Source organism: Flavilitoribacter nigricans DSM 23189 = NBRC 102662 (assembly GCF_002646595.1).
Taxonomy (GTDB): Bacteria; Bacteroidota; Bacteroidia; order Chitinophagales; family Saprospiraceae; genus Flavilitoribacter; species Flavilitoribacter nigricans.
This window is the reverse complement of the sequence record NZ_PDUD01000021.1, coordinates 226,581-248,392: the sequence shown is the minus strand read 5'-3', so window position 1 is coordinate 248,392 and position 21,812 is coordinate 226,581. Positions and strand designations below refer to the sequence as shown.

The window sequence follows — 21,812 nt, the reverse complement described above, 5'->3', positions numbered from 1 at the left end:
GATTATCTAGGATCTAATGTGTTTGGGAAGATAAGTTAGCTTCTGTAAAAGCGTTGGGTTAGAAGAAGAAAGGTAAACGATTCTTCATATTAGCAGCAAATATAATAAATGAATGAGTCATTACTCAATCGTTTAACATATTATCTGATCCAGTCCCGTGAGCGTTTAACAAGGAGAAGCCTGTCTGGTAAAAGTTTCAGAAAAGGTTCCAGTCATCATCTTCTTCCTCATCGTCCCAATCTAATCCATCAAGGTCGTCATAGTCGTTGTCGTAAAAATCATCGAAGAAGGGAGCATCGGTCTCAAAAGCATCCAGGTAAGTTTTTTCTTCTTCGAATAAAAAGTTATGACCGGTTTCGAAGTCAATTCCATCTTCTTCGTAATCGGCCAACAGGTTTTCAAAGAATCGGCAATGGCAATAATCGCCGAGTTGACATTTACCTAGTTTTTGGGAAGGATCGCAGAATTCAAAAAAGTGCATATTAGCCACCAGGAGGGGGCTTTGCTGGTCGAATCGGGTACGGATCACTTCGTACTGTAGGGGCTCCGGCACGGAAACCTGAAAGACGACGTGACAATTGTATTCTCCCAGCATATCTTTCAGCTCTTCCAGAAGAATATGGACCTGCCTATCGGAAAGATAGCTGGCGGGTGGGAGTTGGATCTTTTGCAATCCGGTCCATTCTTCCAGAGACTTACGCGGAGCGGTTTTGGGATCTTCCGTCCAATTCAGTGTCTGCTCGTCATGATCCACAAATGTCCACCAGGGTTCTGGCACATTTGCTTTTGCATGCCGAATGTCATCAACTAATTGGCGAAAATACCGTTCCATTCCTCTAAAATAAGGGGATATGACCACAATTTCAAGCGCAAAAGCAATTGAACAGGCCTTTTTCCTTTTTTAGGACGGCTTCGTATTTAAATTTGTAAGATGAAACGCATCATTTGGATATACGGGCTGGCGCTGGCCCTGCTGGTGGCCCTGCTGAAAAGTCTGGAATACCGGTATTATCTGCGGGATCTCAGTGTAGAATTCTACATCGGCCTGGTAGCGATGCTTTTCACCACCCTGGGTATCTGGATGGGACTGAAACTTACCCGTAGCCGGAAACCGGCCGGAGCAACCCTTCCTTCGGCACAACCGCCGCCGCCTCCCCGCGCCCAACTGGATAAATTGAACATCAGTGATCGTGAGTATGAAGTTTTGCAACTCATTGCCGCCGGCCATTCCAATCAGGAGATAGCCGATCTGTTGTTCATTTCGCTGAACACTGTAAAGACCCATTCTTCCAACCTATTCGGAAAGCTGGACGTCCGGCGGCGCACTCAGGCGGTGCAGAAGGCTAAAGAGATCGGTATTATTGGATAAGCTGATGAGCCGGCATCGGACCGAAAAAATCCGGTAGGTCCTCAATGGACAATACTCCCGGGCTGCCGACTTCCATACGTCGCGCCCGCAGGAAGGTCTCCCGCCGGTGGGCCGCGAAATTCGGACTGTCCGGCAACAGGCTCTCGATCTTCACGCCAGGATTGTCCGCACCGGAATGGATGAACTGTCCTTCACCGAGATAAATGCCGACATGGCGTACTTTTTCCTGGTCATCATCCGTACGTTCGCCGAAAAAGAGGAAGTCTCCGGTCCGCAGAGCGTTAAAAGTAGTATCCGTAGGGACATCCACTCCGGCGTGCACCTGCTGGGAGGCATCCCGCGGCAGCACGAAACCGTTCAGGAAATAAACCGTTTTGGTAAATCCGCTGCAGTCCATGCCTTTGCCCGAGGTACCGCCCCAGAGGTAGGGCCGTCCCATCATACTAAGCGCGGTACCCACGATTTGCGGGATACGGAGATCGTGTTTGGTTTCCAGCCAGGGAGTTTGCCCGGATATCTGTTCTTCCGGAACGAAACCTCTGCGTCCGTCCGGGAAGGCCACCGCGCGGTATGCGCCATTTTCTCCTTCATTTAAAAGAATATTACCCGCCACCAGATCTCCGACCCGTCCGGACTGGTCTGCGGCGGCATCCTGCACAAATCCGTAATCCTGGGTAAAGATGACCTTTTCGGCGGTGATCCACTCCTGGTACGCCTGATCGTCCATCAGCACAAAGCTGCCGCTATCCATCCATCCGAGATATCCGTCGGGAGTTTGCACGTAAGAGAAGGATCCTTCCTGTTTGTATACTTTCAGGCCCATCCCCAGCAGCGCCTGGGTAGACAATTCGCCACTGTGCTTGGGATTGGAGCGGATATTGGCAACCGATACATTAACTACTCCCCGGGAAGGCAGGGCCGGATCGGGCAACAGTTGCACCTTATTAACGTAGACCACGCCTTTCTGATCCAGCATCTGGACGACAGCGGCGTAGGCTTCGGGCAGGCTGGTCTCCCCTTCCAGGAAAACCGTATCGTTCCGGGAATGCGACTTGACGTCAAATATGGCAACCCGGCGATCCGGCGCATAGGTCTTCTGGATCTCGGTCAGGGCGGCCTTGATGGGCTGGGGTATCGTCCGTTCCATACAGGCGGTGAACACCAGCGGCAGGGTCAGGACCAGGAGATTGATCCCCGAATATTTAAAAGTGCTCATTCTCATAGCGATCTTATTTAAAAGCTTACAGGGCCGCTACAAAGATACGAATAGCACCCATAAAAAAATTGGCCGACTGAATCTTTGAGATTCAGTCGGCCATTAGTGATCAATGGTGCCTAAATATTAAAGGTGCAATTGGAGGTAAACGATAGTCTGGACTGTTGAATTAATTACCTCCGGTACTTAACCCGTTGTTCAGGGTGTTGTTTATATCACTTCCGATGGAAGCTAAATTGTCTTCGAAAATACAGTCCTGGGTGTTGGCCTGGCAAATACCGCTGTTGTCGCGGTGATTGTAAATGGCGCTACCCTTTACTAATGATTTGTTATTAATGAATTTACATCCCAAAACAGTAACCAGGGTCTTTCCAAATTTGGCGCGGTTCATGATACCGGCACCGTAAGTTGCAATATTATCCTTGAAATGGCACTCTTCGATCCGTGGGCTGCAGGTTCCTTCATCACCGTTATTGTAAATGCATCCCCCGTCGAGGTCAGCCTGATTTTCTACGAAAGTACAGGCTTTGATCTTCGGACTGCTATTTCCACCTTTGCCCGCGTAGTTATAAATGGCACCACCGAGGCGGGCAACGTTCTGTTTAAAAATGCAGTTTGAGATAGTTGGTGAAGAGTTGGAGTTGAACCAGGCAGCTCCGCAGGTAGTGCGGTGCACATTTGCTTCGGTCCCATTTGCACTTCCGTCGCTGATAATGAAACCGTCGATTATAGTAAGTGGTGAAATTTTTTCTGCAAATACTACGGTGAAGGAATTGTCGTCTTTAGTCGCCGAGCCGATCTCTCCACTGAGGACCGTTTGGTTTAAGGTCAGATCCCTTTCGTGAATACTGGACTCAAAACCGGCAAACCCGCCGTACAAAGAAACTTCGTTCACCAAATTGAAGGCAACATTGCGGTCACCATCGTAAGTGGGTACGTAAATACCCGCTGCGACCCATATCTGATCGCCTTTTTTCGCGGCCTTCAGCGCTTTCTGTAAGTCGCCGAATGCACTTTCCCAAGATTGACCGTTGCCATTACTTCCATTCTTTACATAAATAGTCCTAGCGGCATCTAGCTGCAAGAGGGAAATCGTCACCATGATCCATAGAAGCAAACCCTTTCTCACGTCTTTTCCTTTTTTTTGAAGTTGGACAAAATCGCAGACTCATCTTAAAGCTCTATTGGTATATCCAGAGTAGCTCGACCGGTCGTTAAAGCAGGGCAATAAGTATCCGGGCCTTGCCGCCTCTGGTATGGCGTCAAAACGAAAGGTACAAAATGAAATTTCGCATTTGATCAACAGACCTGTCTCAGGCTATTGATGCAATGGTTGTGGGATTGTAGAAAAAAAATTAAGGCTTGGCCCATCGGGCCGGGGATTTGCATTGTGGTATTCGGGGTAAAGTAAAACTAAGATGACTCACGGGGATGAGTCTGTAAGATGTGCAATTGGACTAATAGTATGTGAAAAACGAAGGTGAAATCTTGTTTATTTCACCACGTGTGTCAAACGTTGTCACAATAATAGGAAAACAATTTGATATATTCAAATCGCTAATACATTTCAATTGGCACTTTTTTAGGGAACGGTAGCATTTTAGCAGGAAACGGCACAATTAGTCAAAAAGTGGTCAAATAAAAAAGTAAAATCTTTTTTCTTCCCTCTAACATTTTTTTTATTTTTATGCAACCAATTAAAAGGATTCACGTTCAACACCTTTATATTAAGCGAATTTATTGCTTGAGTACCCATATTTCATTGTAACAGAAGTACTTTACAGATTGTAATAAATTTGATAATTTCATCGATCTTCAGACAGTCCCCTCTGCGACCCTAGGATGATAAAATAAGGCCTGCGTAGCTGGAAATACAATATTTAGCAGGTCTTCATAAGCCTCATCCGAAAAGATAAGAGACAGACCTATCTGCTATACCACATTACAAAAGCAAATTGTTCTCCGGTTTGCCCCGGAAGCACCAATATTTTAACTAACTTTCCGGATGGTTTGGCCTATCCGGCTATGAGTAACTACCATGAACAGTCAAATTGTACCGATTAAACCTGGAAGGTCTATTTTCCCAACATCGCTAAACCGAACTGGCTTGAACAAATTTTTCGCCCTCCTGATCCTTGGCTGGTTAGGTATCGGGCAGGTGAATGGACAGGACATTCACTATACACAATTCTACAACGCACCTTTAACCATCAACCCGGCGCTGACCGGTGTTTTTGGCGGCGATGTACGTTTTATGGGTAATTACCGCGGCCAGTGGGCTTCCACACCGGTAGACTACCGGACTTTCACCGCCGTTGCGGATATGAAATTCATCAACCGCACCGCCAAGAAAGGCTTTTTCTCCGGTGGATTATCCTTTAATTACGATCAGGCCGGATATTCCAAACTCAACCTCACCAATCTCGGTCTGAGCGGTTCTTACACCCACCAGCTGTCCAACAACTTCTTTACTTCCCTGGGCGGTATGGTCTCGGCCAATCAACGGCGCTTCCAGGTGGATGACCTAACCTTTGACAACGGCTTCGACACCGGCAGCGGAACCTACGACCCCACCCTCGGTTCGGGCGAGAGTTTCGGTTCCACCAGCAAGTTCTTCCTGGACTTCGCCGCGGGGATCAACTTCCGCCTGCAGGGACTGGATGCCGCCGAGGTGATCGACCGGCTGGAGAAAAGATCCAAGCTGGATTTCGGCGTCGGTATTTTCCATATTACCCAGCCGGATCAAAGTTTTTACGATAATTATAAGACGCCACTCACTTTACGGTTCGCTCCTTACGTTCTAGGAGTAGTACAGTTAGGTCGCAACCTGGATGCCGTGGGTAACCTGGTTGGACAATTTCAAGCTCCCTACAAAGAATTTTTAGGCATGATCGGCGCCCGGGTTCACCTGAGCCGGCGTTTGGGCCGCCAGTTGGCTGTACAACTGGGCGTTTCCTATCGATTCAATGAGATTGACCAGTTTACCGCTACGCGTGATGCCTGGATGCCTAATGTCGAAGTACACTACCGTCAGTGGCGGGCCGGATTTAGTTACGATATTAACATTTCCGATTTCAACGTAACGACGCAACGTCGCGGTGGACCGGAATTTTCTGTTCGCTATATCTTACGTAAGGTACGCCCTCTGCCCTACTTTAAGCACTGTCCGCTTATTTAAGCGAATTCCCTTACAGGAATGGAACACAAACAAAGCATTTTTTTTCACTGGAAAGGCAATCAAATTATTATGAATAAATACCTGTCTGCCGCTCTGTTTTTTGTGTTGTGCTGCTTTACCTCCCAACTGCAGGCGCAATCCCAGGACCAATGGATAAAAGCCGGAGATAAGGCATTTACCACTGGCGATTATTACGCGGCGTACCGATACTATGGCATAGCGATCGAATACGATAGTTCCCGCACGGACCTCTGGTACCAATACGCCGAGTCCGCCCGGGAATTCGACGCTTACCGCTCGGCGGAGGATGCATACCAACACGTGCTGATGGGGGAAACCAATTCCAGCTACCCCATGGCGGCTTTCCATCTCGCAGCGGTCAAACAGCGGCTCGGAAAATACCAGGAGGCACGGGATCTTTACGAACAGTACCTGGAAGATAATCCCGACGCATCTCCCCAGTACGTTCGTCTGGCCCAGCGCGGCATGGACGATGCCGTTTGGGCGCAGGGCGTCATGGATAATCAAAAAGACCTGGAGATCGCTAACGTGGGGGCCAATGTCAATACGGCCTATTCTGATTTTGCGCCGGTGCTCAAAGGGGATATGCTCTATTTTTCCTCCCTGCGGTATACCTACGAAAAGGATACGGCCAACCCGGTACGCACCTACGTTCAGTTGCTCACTTCGCAAATGGTCGGCGAAACGGCTCAGACCTCGGTGACTCTGCCTTTTTCCGAACAGTTCAACAAGAAAGGAAAACACATCGGCCACTCGGCCTTCAATAAGAGCAATACAACGGTTTATTACACCGTCTGTGAATATACCGACATGACCAATATCCGTTGCGATATCTACCGCAGTAATGTGAGTAGCAGCAACGCCTGGTCAGAGCCGGAAAAGCTGGATATTAACCTGGATGATTTCACCAATACCCAGCCGTTTGTCGGCTTCGATGCGGTGAACGGCAATGAGTACCTCTTCTTTGTTTCCGATCGCGATGGCGGTCAGGGTGGTCTCGATATCTGGTCGAGCATGATCGAAGAGGACGGTAGCATGACTGATCCCGTCAACCTGGGAGAAGCCATCAATACCTCTGCCGATGAAGTAACACCGACCTGGTATTCTCCGACCCGTACGCTTTATTTCAGTTCCACCGGGTACCAGACCCTGGGGGATTTTGACGTTTACCAGAGCCGGAAGAACGGTGAAAGCTGGGATGCCCCCGAGCACCTCGGAGCGCCGATCAACAGTAGCTTTGCCGATATCTACTACACGCGTACACCGGACGGTAAAAATGCCTATTTCGCTTCCAAGCGCCAGGTGGCCAACGCGATTTACTGGACCGAAGAGCAGGAAGCCTGCTGCCACGACATTTACCGGTCGGAAGTAGATATGCTGGAACTGCTGGCTCTGACCTACAACCGCCTGGACAAAACCGAACTACTGGGAGCAACGGTCGAATTGATCGAGATCAATGAAGACGGCTCCGAGCGCGTGGTGGGTATGAGAACCAATTACGATGGTAACGATTTTCTCTTCCCGCTGGATCGTGGTAAAAAATACCGGATCACGGCCGCTAAAGAGAACTTTACCGGTGATATCGCCTACATCGACACCAACGATCCCAAGTATAAGGACAAAACCCAGATCCAGCAGGATCTCTATCTGGAGCCCGGTGTGGTTCTGGATGTTTTCACGTTTATGTCCATCGATTCCACGGAATTGAACGGTGCCAGCGTATCTCTCTACGAAGTAGGACCCAACGGTGAAGAAGTACTGGTTTCTACCCTGGACAATGAGACCGGCAATGATTTCGAATTCATCGTCAAAAGAAATAAGAAATACGTCATCAAGGGGAATCGTCCGGGCTTCTTCCCGACCCAGACTACCCTGGACCTGACCGATCCTGAATTTGAGAATGTCAATCGCGTCACCCGCAATCTCTACTTCCCGCAGGAACTGGAGATCCTGGCTTACGATGGCGAAGAAGGCAGTCCACTGCCCAATGTTACGCTCGAATTGTACGAACTGACCGATGACGGCTTTGAAGTGCGGATCGACTCCGTTACCAACAATAACAGCAACGATTTCCTCTTCCCGCTGAATCTCAACAAAAAATACCGGGTAAAAGCTACCCGTCCCGGCTACCTTCCGATCGAGGAGGATTTCGTATTCACTCCGGAGGAGATCGAAGGCTCCAACGGCCGCGTACTGCGGGAGATCCGCCTCAACCGCAAGCCACCCTGGGATTTCCTCCCGCTGGCGCTGTACTTTGACAACGATCATCCCGATCCGCGTACGGTGCGTCGCACCACGACCAAAAAATACATTGAGACAAATATTGCCTACTATGAGAAACGGGACACCTTCATCAAGGAGTTTACCCAAGGCATGGACGACAATGAAAAATTCCTAACCAGTCAACGTTTTATCGACTTCTTCGACCGGGAGGTACTAGGCGGCCGGCTGGAACTGGTGGCCTTTTCCGAGGAACTGCTGACTTATTTGCGAGACGGCAATTCCATCAAGATCAGCATCAAGGGTTACGCCAGCCCCCGTGCCACCAGTGCCTACAACCGTATTTTGAGTATGCGCCGGATATCCAGTGTGAAGAACCACTTCAACAGCTACAATGATGGCGCCTTTTTAACATACATGAGATCAGGGCAATTCTCCTTCGAGGAGGAGGCTCTGGGTGAATCTACTGCCGACCTGCAGAAAGTCAGTGAGAACCTGAATGATCTGAAGAATTCGATCTACAGTATTATCGCATCACTGGAACGGCGGGTAGAGATTACCAACATTAAAATTGATGAGAAAACTGCTTCAAAAAATTAGCATTCGTCCCTGGGTTTTAAAAATTATAAGAACATGAACTGCAAATTTTCCCAAAAATCACTCCCTCGCCGGAGTAAGTGGCTCGTATTGTCCCTACTCTTCGCGATTAGTCAGTTTGCCTGGGCAGAAGGGACCAGACAGGTAGCGCCAACTCCCCTGGATTCCATCGTTATGCTGGAAACCAACCGGCCGGACTTCGGCAATTTCGCTTCCTACGGAGGACCGGCCGACAGCCGTCTGGTAGTTACACTCGCCAATCCCACCGAGATCTTGTATATCGGCCTTTCCGGTGAGTACAATGACGCCGGAAGGCAACTGGACCTCGGACGCAGCCGCTACCGTTTTCGGATCGTAGACAGCAACGGCAATATCGTTCACGGCCCGTTCCTGATCGACAACTCCACCGCCAACGTTAATAACTGGACCCAAAGTCAGTTCGGCAATTACGATGTAAGCCGGACCCAGAACGGACTGCCGATCTACGAATTCGCTCCCGGTCAGGCCGGAGACTACTATATAGAATTTACCGACGTACTCAGCGACGGTGACAATAAAGTAAATATCGCATTCTGGGACTTTACGGTGACGCAGGGCGGCCAGCCTATCCCGGGCCGGATCTGGTCCAAGAACTGGGCTTTCCGTACCCCACCCACCAACATGGATATCCTCCCGGACTGCGAATGGGACCGCCCCTTCAGTGGCGTTCTGTATTCTTACACCACGGATGGTTTCGTATCCCGCATCGATTTCAGCGAATCCGGCTTTCAGGGGCTCTCCTTCAACGTAGCCTTCAACAGTACCGGGCCCGGCACTACCGGCAGTCTGGAACAGGATCGCCAGTCCATTCCCGGCTTCAACGCCACGGCCTTTTCGGCCGAACACCGCATTTTCCTGAACGAACCCGATCCCTTGGTTTTTCCCGATGGTGACTGCGGTGGTATCACCTCCGCTACTACCTTTAGCTGTGCCGATGGCGACGGCTTTTGCCTGGATGTTACCGTATCGGACCCGGGGCAGGTAGAGATCGTGATCGACTTCAACCAGAACGGCATGTTCGATCCGGAAAGCACCGATGTAAGTATCGTGTATAACTTTACTCAGGATGAGCTCAATGCCTGTGTTCCCTGGAACGGCTTACGGGGTGACAGTACCATGGTCGCCTTCGGCGATACGGTGGACCTCCTGTTCACCTATACCCGCGGGGTACAACACTACGCCGTTTATGATGCGGAATTTCTGAAAAACGGATTTTGTGTGGAAACCGTTCGCCCGATATGCGGCGATGCCGGCGCAAACCGCCTGTACTGGGATGACCGGGCGATCCTTGAAGATTCGGGCACCGGTCAGCCGAAAGACGGACGGGGCGGGTGCGAATGCGGTGTGGACAACTGCCGTACCTGGACCAATTTTAATATCAACGTAGATAATTGCGCCGACCGTATGGATGCCCTGACTACGGGCTACGGCGATAAAAATACGATCAATACCTGGTGGTTCGCCAGCAGCAGCCTGGTTACCCGGGCGGATATTCCGCTGCTGAGCTGTCAGATCCTTGGAGATACTACGCTTTGCGACGGAGCCAGCACCGAACTCTCGGTAGAAGTATCCGGTTCGTTCGATACTTTCACCTATACCTGGTCCGGTCCCGGCGGTTTCAGCAGTACGGAAGCCAGCACCGGTCCACTGACGGTAGAGGGTGAATACTGCGTAACGGTTACCAACCCGGTAGGCTGCGAAAGAGTATGCTGTCAGAACATCGTGCTTTCCGAAGCACCGACCCTCGAAGCAGTGACGACCAACGCAAGCTGTGACGCTGCCGAAGACGGCATTATTATGGCTACGGCAACAGGTGGCCAGGGTGGCTATCAGTACGCTCTGAACGGAGGAGACTTCCAGGATTCCGGCATCTTTGCCGGTCTGGCGGCTGGTGATTACGAAGTGAGCGTTCAGGACATGCAGGGCTGTACGGATGTCCTCCCGGTGACCATCGGAGTAGAATCCGCCATCGACCTGAGCTATCCGGAAGTAGTGGAAGTCTGTTTCGGCAGTACCGGCGGCATCACGTTCATGGGCGACGCTACCGGCCTGGCCTTTAGCTGGGAGCCCGCTACCGGCATCGATGATCCGACTTCACCGACTCCGGTATTCTCCCCGAACGTTACCACCACCTATACCGTTACCATCAGCGATCTGGACGCGCCGGAATGTTTCATTCAGGACGAAGTAACCGTGGTGGTAAGTACCGATATCAATCCGCAGGTTAGCGGTAACCTGTCGGGCTGTGAACCGCAAACCACTTTGACGGCCTCCAGCGATGTACCGGCTACTTTTACCTGGCTGGACAGCAATGGCGACGTCATCGGCAACGGAACGACCATCACCCTGCCGCTGATGGGTGAGATCAATTATACCCTGCAGGCGCAGGATGCGGCCGGATGTATTCAGGAAGCGCCCTTCACTTTGAGTGGAGGCCCCGTCAACGTATCCTTACCGGATACCCTGGCGGCCTGTACCGGAGAAGAACTACAGCTTATTGCCGTCAATCAGGATCCCAACGATGTACTGACGTTCTCCTGGACCCCGGCCGATGCTTTCGCCGGTGGAACGGATACGGCTACGCCCGATTACATTGAAGTACTGGGAACCAATACGGTCTTTGTCGACATTACCAACCAGTTCGGCTGTACTTACCGCGACACGGTGGAAGTAGCCATCCTGGATGCCGACGCTACCTATGATTTTGAAAGCGAATTGCAGTGTGACGGCGCAACCGTTATCTTCAACAATACCAGCACCGGAGCCTTTGGCTTCATCTGGGATTTCGGAGACGGCACCACCAGTACCGAGGTGAGCCCGACGCACGTATACAGCGAAGCCGGCACCTATACGGTGCAACTGACTTCCATCTACGATGCTTCCTGCGTCAGCACCAAGATCGAGCAGGTGACGGTGAGAGAACCGGAACTGATCGCAGGTTTCAGTTATGACCTGATCGATTGTAGCTCCGCGAGTGCCACCATCATGTTCACGGATACTTCCTTCAATTCCATGAACAATACCGTGGCCTGGTCCTGGACGTTCAGCGACGGTCAGACTTCCAATGAACAAAATCCGACCATTACTTTCAATGCTGCCGGCGAACTAACGGTCACGCTGACCATCACGTCCGATAATGGCTGCGAAGAAAGTGAAACGCAAACCATAGATATCCAGTTGGTGGACATTGATCTTCCGGCGGAAGTGGCTATCTGCCCCGGGGAAAGTGTAGTACTTAACCCCGACGGCAATCCGGAATACATTTACCAATGGTCACCGGCCACCGGCCTGGATGATCCGACGGCAGCCAGTCCGACTGCCTCACCGACCGAAACTACGCAGTATACCCTTACGGTGCTGAACATTGCCGGTTCGGATACCTGTGCTGTTACCCAGCAGATCACGGTAATGGTGCCGGATGCAATCAACCTGGACCTCGGAGACGATATCATCACCTGTGGCGAAGATGCCGAGATTACCTTCACCGCCGATGTTGAGGTGACCATTCAGTGGATGAGCACCAGTGAGGGCGACCTGGGTACCGGCACTTCGGTAACCGTCAACCCGCTGCGGAGAGATACCATTATCGCTACCGCAACAGGTGCCGGCGGGTGTACCGAAATGGATACTGTGATCGTGATCGATCAGGGAGTTGATATCATGACGGACCCGCTCAGCCCGATAACCACCTGTAGCGGTCAGGAGACCGTAATCACGATCATTAATCAGGATCAGTTGGATGAGTTGACCTACGAATGGTCTCCGGCCGGAAACATCATATCCGCCACGGACGGCCCGAGTGTAACCGTGGTCGTTGAGGAAGGTACGGTAACTTTCCAGGCCATTGTCAGCAACCAATTTGAATGCTCAGATACTATATCCATAGACGTAACAGCCGTACCGTTTGATCCGACGGTGCCGGACACGATCTTCGTGTGTGCCGGCGACCCCACCGCCATCAATCCGGATTTTACGGACGGCTATACTTACACCTGGTCCCCGGAAGCAGGATTGGACGATCCGAATGCTCCTAACCCGGTATTTTCCGGTGATCAGACCACCGTGTTTAACGTAACGATCACCGATGCCAGTCAGACGGTAGCCTGCGAAGCTATTGATTCGGTAGTGGTCATCGTTTCTCCGGCGATCAATCTGGAAACGACCGGCGATACGACCCTTTGTGTAAGCACAGCCCTCACCCTGGGTGCCAGTACGGATATCCCGGCTACCATTACCTGGTACGATGATGCGGACCTGACCAATATGATCGGCAACGGTACCTCAGTGGATATCAATCCGCCGGCCGAGGACGGTACTTATACCTATACGGCCGTAGCGACGGACGAAACGACCGCCTGCTCCGACACGAGCACGGTAACTGTAGTTGTGAACGATATCAGCGACAGTTTGCCGGATGATAATATCGATGTCTGTGCCAATACGCCGACTCCGATCAATCCCGGCGGAGATCCGGATCTGACTTACGAGTGGAGTTCGGAAGATAATCTGGACCTGACCACTAACGGTCCGCACAACCCGATCTTTACCGGTACCGATACGATGACGTATACTGTGACGGTGAGCGACCCCACGGGCGAATGTGTTATTACCAAGGACGTGGTCATTGCGGTAAGCCCGCCCATCAATCTGATGGCCAGCGGAGACACCACGCTTTGTGAAGTAACTCCCGTTACCCTGATGGCTACTGCAAATGCGGAAGTCACCTTCACCTGGTACGACAATCCCGAACTCAGTGGAGACCCGGTAGGCGAAGGCGCCGAGATCACAGTTACACCGCCGAGCGATACCACCATGTATACGGTGGTTGCCAGCGACGCCGTGGGTTGTACCGAACAGGACACCGTGACGGTGATCGTTAGTCCGATTCTGGCCGAGATCACACCGCCCCAGGTCTTCTGTGAACCGACCGAAGGCATTACCATCATGGTTACCAATCTGGATCCGACCGTGGAGTTAACCTACCAGTGGTCGCCGACTGATGCTACGGACCCGGATGAAGGCCCCATCGTTTCGGTTAATCCGGAACTGGCCGAAGAGTATACGGTAACGGTAACTAATGCCGAGGGTTGTGAACTGGTACTCAGCACCACAGTTCAGGTAGAAGACCTCAGCCAGCTGGAGATCAGCGCCGAACCGCAGGATATCTGCCTGGGCGAATCCACCACCATCACGGTAAGCGGCTGTGAAGATTGTACCTACACCTGGACCGGTCCCGGCGAAATCACCCCGGACGACGGCCCCGTTGTTACCGTCACTCCGGATGAGGACGGCCTGGTGACCTATACCGTAACGGTAGAAAAGGACGGTTGTATGGAAACCCTTTCCATTCCGATAATGGTAACGGAACTGATCTGTACCGCCGAGTATTTCTTCCTGCCGAATGCCTTTACGCCGAACGGCGATAATATCAACGACATCCTGCGGGTACGCAGCAACTTCCTGGAAAAGATCACCGGATTTGAGTTGCAGATCTACAACCGTTGGGGAGATCTGGTATTCAAAACGGAAAACCCGATGGATGGATGGATGGGACGGTACTTATAAAGGCAGAGACCTGCCGCCGGACGTTTACGGATTCTTCATGCGGGTGGATTGCCCCACCGGCGACGACGTCCAGACCCAAGGAAACATTAGCTTACTGAAGTAAGCATTTTTATAACTATCTGGGATTACACATTTAAAAGAATTAGGAAACCCCGGCCGGTGCGCATGCGCACCGGCTTTTTTTTTGGGTATTTCTTGATCTAAGGCAGTAGTCCCAGCAAGGTCAGTAGTTCCTGGTCGTGGTGGTGGCGGATCTTACAGGTATCATCGAAAAACATGGTCGTTCCGTTTTCCCCCGTGTAGGCTTCCCATTTCGGAAGTCCCTGAATGTTGGGATTCCCAAAGCGGGCGAAATTGATCCAGGAGCGACTCATCTTATCCGCCAGCGCCTGAGCTTCCGCAGTGGCTCCGGTCATTTGGCGACTGCGCTCAACATTGTCAAACACAAAGGGCAATTCCATACAATGCAGCGCTTTGTATTTGCCGTCCATCACCGGAGACTGCCAGGTAAACATATACATATAGACCGGTGCACCGCCCGGAAGGGCAGATTTAACATTTGCCTGGTAAACGCATCCGGGACGGAAACGCGTATCGATATCGATCAGGTCCGACGGCAGGCGATAATCCGGATAGGCCTTTTTGGCAGCCGCTACGAAAGCCTTAGCCTGGTCTCCCTGTTGTTTTTCGATCACCTGCAGGATCTCCTTTTCACTGGCGTGGGTCAACCCGCCGCCCAGCGAAGGCATAAATTCATTCTTAACCGTTCCGATCAGAAGGGGAACATCCCGGGAAATAGCCAGTGCCGCTTCGGACAGCAACTGATGCGGTAATACTTCTCCATCCCGGCTCGGCCCCCAACTGAGCCCAAAGGCCGGCATTTCTTTTCCTTCTGCTTTCATCCGGTCGCTAACGACCTGAAGCGCTTTCTGCCCCGCAGCGGCCAGTTTTTCAAAGGGTACGGTCTGGATCTCATCCACATTGCGGGCGTTGATATCCAGTTGCGTCAATACTTCCGCCGCAATGGCCTGGGTGGCTTCTTTTTCCAGCATTTCCGAACGGAAAGCACCACTCTGATTGACTGCCTTGTGGAACAGGCCTTTGGCCGACGGCATCGCCATCAAGGTATTGACCTTGGCTCCGCCACCGGATTGACCGAAAATGGTTACATTTTCCGGATCGCCGCCAAAGTTGGCGATATTGCTTTTCACCCATTCCAGGGCCAGTTTCATATCCAGGATGCTGTTGTTTGCGGAATTCCGGTATTTATCTCCGTAGGCCGAAAGATCCAGAAAACCGAGAACGTTCAGGCGGTGATTGATGGAGACGACCACTACATCCCCTTTCTTGGCCAGGTTTTCTCCGTGGTAGGACGGCAGCTCCTGCGAAGAGCCGGCAGCGAATCCCCCTCCGTGGATCCAGAACATGACCGGGCGTTTTTTCCCGTCGTTGATGCCCGGCGTCCAGACATTAAGCACCAGACAGTCCTCGCTGGTGTAGCCCCAGTCGTGATCAAATACAAATTCGATCTCGTCATTAACACTTGTAGTCGGCGTGATCAGCGGAGCTACCGGACCGTAGGTCATTGAGCTGCGTACACCTTCCCAGTTTGCCGGTTTTGCAGCGGTCTCAAAACGTTTTGCCTGACCGTAGGGAATACCTTTGTAGGTGAAAATATCATTACTGATATAACCGCGAACTTTGCCTGTCTCGGTATCCGTGACGGCGATATCTTTTCCGGTTTTCAGTTGGCCGAAGGCCATTAGGCTACTGCAAAGCAGCGCCACTAAAGCGATGGAAGTTCTTTTCATGATTGGAAGTCGTTTTGATTTGACAAAGTGATCCGGAACTGGATGGAGCTATTCAGCCGATCGAACGGCCGGCCCGGGCTGGACGGTTCCCCATCCAATTACTGAGGGTCTCTGAATCTTATGGTAGCACTACCGCAAGATTCAGAGCCCCGCTTACATTTATTGCTGATACGGCGGTTACTGATTGCCGTAATCTTTATCCAAAAATTCGTAGCGGCCGTCGTTCGTGGCCTTTTCAACTTTGCATTCGGTATCGATGATCATCACCGGAGGCGTGCTGTCCTGGGCTTTGGCATCCGCCCATTCTACCAGTCCGGCTCCGTTGGGGTTACCCGTTTTGATAAAATTGGCGAAGTAATTCTGCATCATCTGGGATACCTTATAGTCTTCTTTCGTCCAGGCGTAATCATCTACCAGATGCAGGTTACCCATGCAGTATTCGATCTCACAGGCGTGGGGAGCGCCGATGGGTTTGGGCATTTCCGGCGCATTGGGGTCTCTTTCTACGGTGCCTCCCGCCAAAGCTGAGGTCCGGGTCTGATCCACCAGCGGTGGCCGTAATTTGCTGTACAGATAACGGTAAACGGGCGCTTCACTGTTCTTGCGGTGCAGATCGAACCACTTCCAGGTGCTGTAGGCGATAAAACGGTCCGAGGCCAGTGCTGTAGCCGAATATTCGATCTCCTTCTTGGAGCCGTGTGGATATAGTTTCAGTACTTTTGCGTGCTCTTCGGGATAAGCCTCTTTCACTTTGGCTACAAAAGCTTCCTCTTCGTAGGGTTGCCCCTGCATGAAGGCCATACCCGGGATCTCAGCGGAGTTCCAGCCCAGCAGTAAAGGGACCTGCGCCTGCTCTCCGGCAGCGAAGATCTCCGGCAGCGTTTTTGGCAGCAGATAATTGTCGATTACCATCGGGAAACCAAAACGTCTAGACTCCTGGTAGATCTCGTAAACTTCCCTGGTACTCAGGGCCCGTAGTTCTTTCAGACTGGGGTATCCGGCATTTTTGGCAAAATCCAGGCCGATCTGTTCGGCCTCGGCCAGGCTTACCGGCGGCAGGGTTGGTTTGATGGCCGCACCACTTTCACCGATCGCTCCGGCGATCAGATCCCGGGACAAAGGCGAAGCCATCTGGACACTCACCGAAATAGAACCGGCGGATTCGCCCGCAATGGTCACTTTATCGGGATCGCCACCGAAAGCGGCAATATTATCATGTACCCACTGTAGGGCAGCCTGCTGGTCCAGCAAACCGTAGTTACCGGAAGCTTTGTAAGGCGCTTCCGCACTGAGCTCAGGGTGAGCGTAAAACCCAAACATCCCGAGGCGATAGTTGACCGTCACGGCCACGATACCCTTCTGGGCCATACTTTCACCGTCGTAGCGGGGTTCAGAGCCGTCACCGGCGACGTAGCCCCCACCGTAAAAATAGACCAGTACCGGCAGGCCGGTCGTATTCCGGTCGGCGGGCGTCCAGACGTTGAGATACAAACAATCCTCGCTGATCCCGTCCGAGCGAAAATTCATATCACCAAATACAGGAGCCTGCACGGCGCGGGGTCCAAAACGCTTGGTTTCCTTCACTCCTTCCCAATTTCCCAGCGCCTGCGGGGCCTTCCAGCGGAGTTCGCCTACCGGGGGTTGAGCGTATGGGATCCCAAAGTACTTCTGAACTCCGGTCTTCGTATCGTAATTGCCTTCGATGATCCCGTTCCGGACGGTAGTCTGGACGGGGAAGGCGTTGTGGTTCTGAGCCATGGCTATGAGGTTGAAACAACATACCAGAATGGCAGATTGGATAATTTTTTTCATGATGCTTGCTTGTTGACATTTGCTATTGTCACATAATGAGACAATAGTAATTAGTTTTTTCTGAAATTCCTATCTATTTTTGGATTTTAATCAAGATAAGCACATGGGATCAGTGCCTGAGCAACGATTTTTACCACATATCGCCTATGACTCCGTGATCTTCGGTTTTTCGGGAGAACAACTGAAAATACTGATCATGGAATACCACAATACGGGGATGTTCGCCCTGCCCGGCGGCTTCGTCAGAGTGGATGAACCGCTGAACGATGCCGTTCGCCGCGGACTTCGGGAAAGGACCGGACTGGACAATATATACCTCGAACAGTTTTACACCTTCGGCAGCCTGGAGCGCTACCAGCCGGAAGTAATGGAAACGATATTGCAGGCCAATGGCTTTGCCGTCGACGACTTTCGCTGGATGCTGGATCGCTTCATCTCCGTAGCCTATTACGCATTGATCAACTACAATAAGGTGAATGCCCAACCGGATGCATTATCCGATTCGATCAAGTGGTATCCGCTCAACGACCTGCCGCCCCTCATATTGGATCACGCGGATATTGTAGCGAAAGCCCACCGGACCCTGCAGGAAAATCTGGAACGAAAACTGGTTGGAATGAATTTGCTGCCTTCCCGTTTCACGATGAAAGAATTGCAAAAAGTATACGAGGCCATTCTCGGCACGCCCTTGCGGCGAACAACCTTCCAGCGGAAAATGCTCAGCCTGGGCATTCTGAAACGGCACGAAAAGCGCTACTCGGGCAAAGCGCACAAAGCGCCCTATCTATACAGCTTTGAAGGAGAATAAAGTTGGATATGGTGCTGACGGACGAACATCAGCACCACGCCCCCGCTATTCTGTCTGTAAACTTTCCATCGGATTCGAGCGGGCCGCCCGGATGGTCTGAAAACTGATCGTCAGCCAGGCGATCAGAACGGCGATCACACTCGCCAGGATGTAGGTCACCAGATTAGAAGCAATGCGGTAAGGAAAGAGTTCAAGCCACTGGTTGGTTGCCCAGATGGCAATGGGTACCGCCAGCACAACGGCAATGATGACCAGTTTGGTAAAATCTTTGGAAAGCAGCATCACGATATCCGAAACGGACGCTCCCAGAGTTTTGCGGATGCCGATCTCCTTGATCCGCCGGTTGGTGGTAAAGGCCGCCAGCCCCAGTAATCCCAGACAGGCAATGAAGATCGCCAGGAAGGAAATGTAGCTGAACACCCGACCCAGTTTTTGTTCTACCTCGTATTGCTGCTGAAAAGTCTCATCCAGGAAATTATAAGTAAAGGGAACATCCGGAGCAAAGCCTTCTACGATCTTTTCCACACTGGAAATGGCCTCCCCGGGATCTCCCGGCTGGAGTTTAATGGATATATGGCTGTACTGCGGCATCAGGATCAACGCCCCGGGATCGATCGATTCCTGTAGCGAACGGACGTGGAAATCCTTCATGACCCCGATGACGGTAGCGGTCCAGTCCCCCGCGCCGGGGTCCCGGATGATCTGCTTACCGATGGCTTCTTCGGGGGAAGCCCAGCCAAAGCGACGAACGGCTTCCTCATTGATCACCGCTTTGACTTCCCGGATGCGGCCATCCTCATCCTTTATCGGCTGGTCGGTACCCTGCCGGATATCGAAATTCCGGCCGGTCAGGATCTGCAGATCGTAAATGTCGGCAAAGTTGTGATCCACAAAAAACTCTCCAAGGCCAAGGGCACTTTCCGGCGGCGCGCCTTTTTCTCCGTACAGATCACCGCTGCCGCCCTGCCCGGGTACTCCGAAGGAGATGGTAACATCTTCAACCTGCGGCAATCCCCTTAGTTGTTCACGAATAGCTTCATACTGACCGGAAACGGGTCTCGTCACTTCGGGCGGTAGTACTAATACGCGTTCCTGATCAAACCCCAGGTCGTGATTCCGCATAAAATTGAGTTGGCGGAATACCGTCATGGTGGCCATGATTAGAAAGGCCGAAATGACAAACTGGAATACCACCAGTCCCTTTCGCAGATAAGCACTGCCCATACTTTTGGGAAGCAGTCCACGTAGTACCTGCACGGGCCGAAAACGGGAAAGGACAAAGGCCGGATAACTTCCGGCAACTATGCCGACGATCAGTCCTATAGACAATAAACTCAGCAGGATCGGGATCTCCCGGCTGTAATCGATCACCCATTCCTTGCCCAGGTAGCCGTAGAATACCGGCAGGGCCAGGCGGGCCAAACCGATCCCCAGCAGAAAAGCAACGAGGCTGATCAGTACCGATTCGCTCAGGAACTGACCGATCAACTGGCTGCGGTGGGCGCCGACAACTTTGCGCAGACCTACTTCTTTAGCCCGAATGGTGGAGCGGGCAGTAGCCAGGTTCATAAAATTAATACAGGCGATAAACAGCACGAAAAGCGCAATGACCGAGAACATGTAGATGTAGGTCATATCGCCCACGGGTTGCAACTGGGCTTCTATATTTCCCTCCAGATAGATCTTATCCAGTGGTTGCAAAAAAGGAGCGTAGTAGTACCCGCGGGAGGTAGTGCCGTCGCCCACGTACTGATCGATAAATTTTTCGAACCGGCCTTCCAGTACTTCGGGTTGTACGCCTTCGCGCAGCTTGACATAGGTGTACCCTACTCTACCCCGCCAAAACCAGGAGTTGATATCGGCGCCGGTGGTGATGTCTCCTCCGTAAATGCCGTTCAGGTCCCGGGAAGGCAGCAGGAAATCTAACCTGAAATGAGAACGATGCGGGATATTCTTCAGCACACCGGTAACGGTATGTTCGAAGGTTTCTCCCGTCAGCTTGCCCTCGCGATCACGCAGCCGGGGATCGAGCTCGATCGCTTTCCCTACCGGGTTCTCCTCTCCGAAGTACTTCCGGGCCATATCTTCGGTGAGCACCACCGAACGGGGCTCCGCCAGGGCTGTTTCTTTATTGCCCCGGAGCAGTGGCCAGTTGAATAGATCTAGCGCGGAGGGGTCCGCGTAGAGGATCTCCGATTCCATAAATGCGTTCTCCCCTACCTGCATTTCCCAAGGATTCTCCGCACTGGCCAGGCGTACGAAGCGCGCATAGTCCTCCACTTCCGGGTAGTCTTTCTTCAGGGCCGGCCCCCACAAAATGGGCGAATTGGCTACCGGTGATTCATTCCCGGAAGACATTTCCACGACCTGCAGAGATACCCGGTGGATCCGGTCGGCATCCGCGTGGTAAGCATCGTAGGAAGTTTCATCGTAGACGTAAAGCAAAACGGTGATACAACAGGCCATACCAATGGCCAGCCCCAGAATATTGATCAGGGCGTAAAATCGCTGTTTCAGCAACTGCCGAAGCGAGATCTTGAAATAATGTTTTAACATATCGGGTTGGTGTGAAAGGTAAACAGTCAGGTCTTTTTTACCGTAGAAATAGGGATTGATGTACCGTAAGGCGGTGAACAGAAAACGGCGGCGGGCCCGTTTCAGACCGTACTCTTCCACTTCTTCCTGGTACAGTTCATTGAGATCACCCTCGATCTCTTCGAGGAAGGAAGCGGCACAGAACCAGCGCAAAAACGTCATGATGCGGGCCGGAGGTGGGTGATATGGCGGCCGCGGATCTACCATGCGATATCGATATCGAAGCTGGTACGCGGAATGCGTTGCCACAGTCGCATGCGCAATTCCTGAGCATCGTGCAGGGCCTGCTGGCCCTTCAGGCTAACCGTATAGATCTTTTTCCGCTTCCCTCCCCTTTGGTCGGATTTTTCCCCGAAGTGGGCGGAAAGCAATCCCTTTTCTTCCAAACGATTGCAGGCGGCATGGACGGCGCTGATGGAAACTTTGCGTTCCGCCTGCTCCACCAGTTCTTTCTTAATGGCCAGACCGTAGGCTTCGTCCTGCAGGGCCGCAATGGTCAGCATTACGATCTCCTCGAATTCGCCCAGATGATTCCCTTTTTTCCTAAGCATTATTATCCGGTAAAAGTTATTTTATCCATA

13 protein-coding genes are annotated in these 21,812 nt (G+C 51.9%); 6 read left to right on the top strand and 7 right to left on the bottom strand.

The genetic code is table 11. The features are described from left to right. Positions 1 to 196: 196 nt before the first annotated feature. Positions 197 to 778, bottom strand: a complete 582-nt coding sequence (locus CRP01_RS16305) for a hypothetical protein (protein ID WP_143473408.1) — start codon at positions 776 to 778, stop codon at positions 197 to 199. Between the two features lie 153 nt (positions 779 to 931). Between CRP01_RS16305 and CRP01_RS43325 the strand changes: the two genes are divergently transcribed. Then, on the top strand, positions 932 to 1,369 hold the full coding sequence (locus tag CRP01_RS43325; RefSeq protein ID WP_099151132.1) for a response regulator transcription factor: 438 nt from the start codon (positions 932 to 934) through the stop codon (positions 1,367 to 1,369). Here CRP01_RS43325 and CRP01_RS16295 read toward each other — a convergent pair. Beyond that, on the bottom strand, positions 1,359 to 2,591 hold the full coding sequence (locus CRP01_RS16295; protein ID WP_099151131.1) for a C40 family peptidase: 1,233 nt from the start codon (positions 2,589 to 2,591) through the stop codon (positions 1,359 to 1,361). The genes CRP01_RS43325 and CRP01_RS16295 overlap by 11 nt on opposite strands. Positions 2,592 to 2,754: 163 nt before the next feature. Then, positions 2,755 to 3,714, bottom strand: a complete 960-nt coding sequence (locus CRP01_RS42755; RefSeq protein WP_185154567.1) for a hypothetical protein — start codon at positions 3,712 to 3,714, stop codon at positions 2,755 to 2,757. A gap of 978 nt (positions 3,715 to 4,692) precedes the next feature. On the opposite strand from CRP01_RS42755, the gene CRP01_RS16285 reads away from it, so the two are divergent. From CRP01_RS16285 to CRP01_RS43185, 4 genes are all read left to right on the top strand, one after another. Continuing rightward, on the top strand, positions 4,693 to 5,763 hold the full coding sequence (locus CRP01_RS16285) for a PorP/SprF family type IX secretion system membrane protein (RefSeq protein ID WP_170110401.1): 1,071 nt from the start codon (positions 4,693 to 4,695) through the stop codon (positions 5,761 to 5,763). 69 nt (positions 5,764 to 5,832) lie between these two features. Further along, the gene (locus tag CRP01_RS16280) at positions 5,833 to 8,604 is read left to right on the top strand and encodes a PD40 domain-containing protein (protein ID WP_170110400.1); all 2,772 of its coding nucleotides are present in this window, start codon (positions 5,833 to 5,835) and stop codon (positions 8,602 to 8,604) included. A gap of 33 nt (positions 8,605 to 8,637) precedes the next feature. Next, positions 8,638 to 14,205, top strand: coding sequence for an Ig-like domain-containing protein (locus CRP01_RS43320; RefSeq protein ID WP_099151128.1), 5,568 nt, complete (start codon positions 8,638 to 8,640; stop codon positions 14,203 to 14,205). After that, positions 14,180 to 14,308: a hypothetical protein gene (locus tag CRP01_RS43185; protein WP_262510328.1), complete on the top strand. Its 129-nt coding sequence runs from the start codon at positions 14,180 to 14,182 to the stop codon at positions 14,306 to 14,308. Before CRP01_RS43320 ends, CRP01_RS43185 begins: the two co-directional genes overlap by 26 nt. Before the next feature lie 97 nt (positions 14,309 to 14,405). Here CRP01_RS43185 and CRP01_RS16270 read toward each other — a convergent pair whose 3' ends face one another. Further along, positions 14,406 to 16,016: a carboxylesterase/lipase family protein gene (locus CRP01_RS16270; protein ID WP_099151127.1), complete on the bottom strand. Its 1,611-nt coding sequence runs from the start codon at positions 16,014 to 16,016 to the stop codon at positions 14,406 to 14,408. Between the two features lie 177 nt (positions 16,017 to 16,193). After that, positions 16,194 to 17,828 carry a carboxylesterase/lipase family protein gene (locus tag CRP01_RS16265; protein WP_099151126.1) on the bottom strand — a complete coding sequence of 545 codons (1,635 nt, stop codon included), beginning with the start codon at positions 17,826 to 17,828 and terminating at the stop codon, positions 16,194 to 16,196. Positions 17,829 to 17,931: 103 nt separating this feature from the next. Here CRP01_RS16265 and CRP01_RS16260 point away from each other — a divergent pair, with 103 nt between their 5' ends. Beyond that, positions 17,932 to 18,636 (top strand): NUDIX hydrolase, encoded by a 705-nt coding sequence (locus CRP01_RS16260; RefSeq protein WP_099151212.1) that lies wholly within the window; start codon positions 17,932 to 17,934, stop codon positions 18,634 to 18,636. Positions 18,637 to 18,681: 45 nt separating this feature from the next. Here CRP01_RS16260 and CRP01_RS16255 read toward each other — a convergent pair whose 3' ends face one another. Further along, positions 18,682 to 21,438, bottom strand: coding sequence for an ABC transporter permease (locus CRP01_RS16255; protein WP_099151125.1), 2,757 nt, complete (start codon positions 21,436 to 21,438; stop codon positions 18,682 to 18,684). Then, positions 21,432 to 21,782, bottom strand: a complete 351-nt coding sequence (locus CRP01_RS16250) for a PadR family transcriptional regulator (protein WP_099151124.1) — start codon at positions 21,780 to 21,782, stop codon at positions 21,432 to 21,434. Before CRP01_RS16250 ends, CRP01_RS16255 begins: the two co-directional genes overlap by 7 nt. Positions 21,783 to 21,812 lie beyond the last annotated feature (30 nt).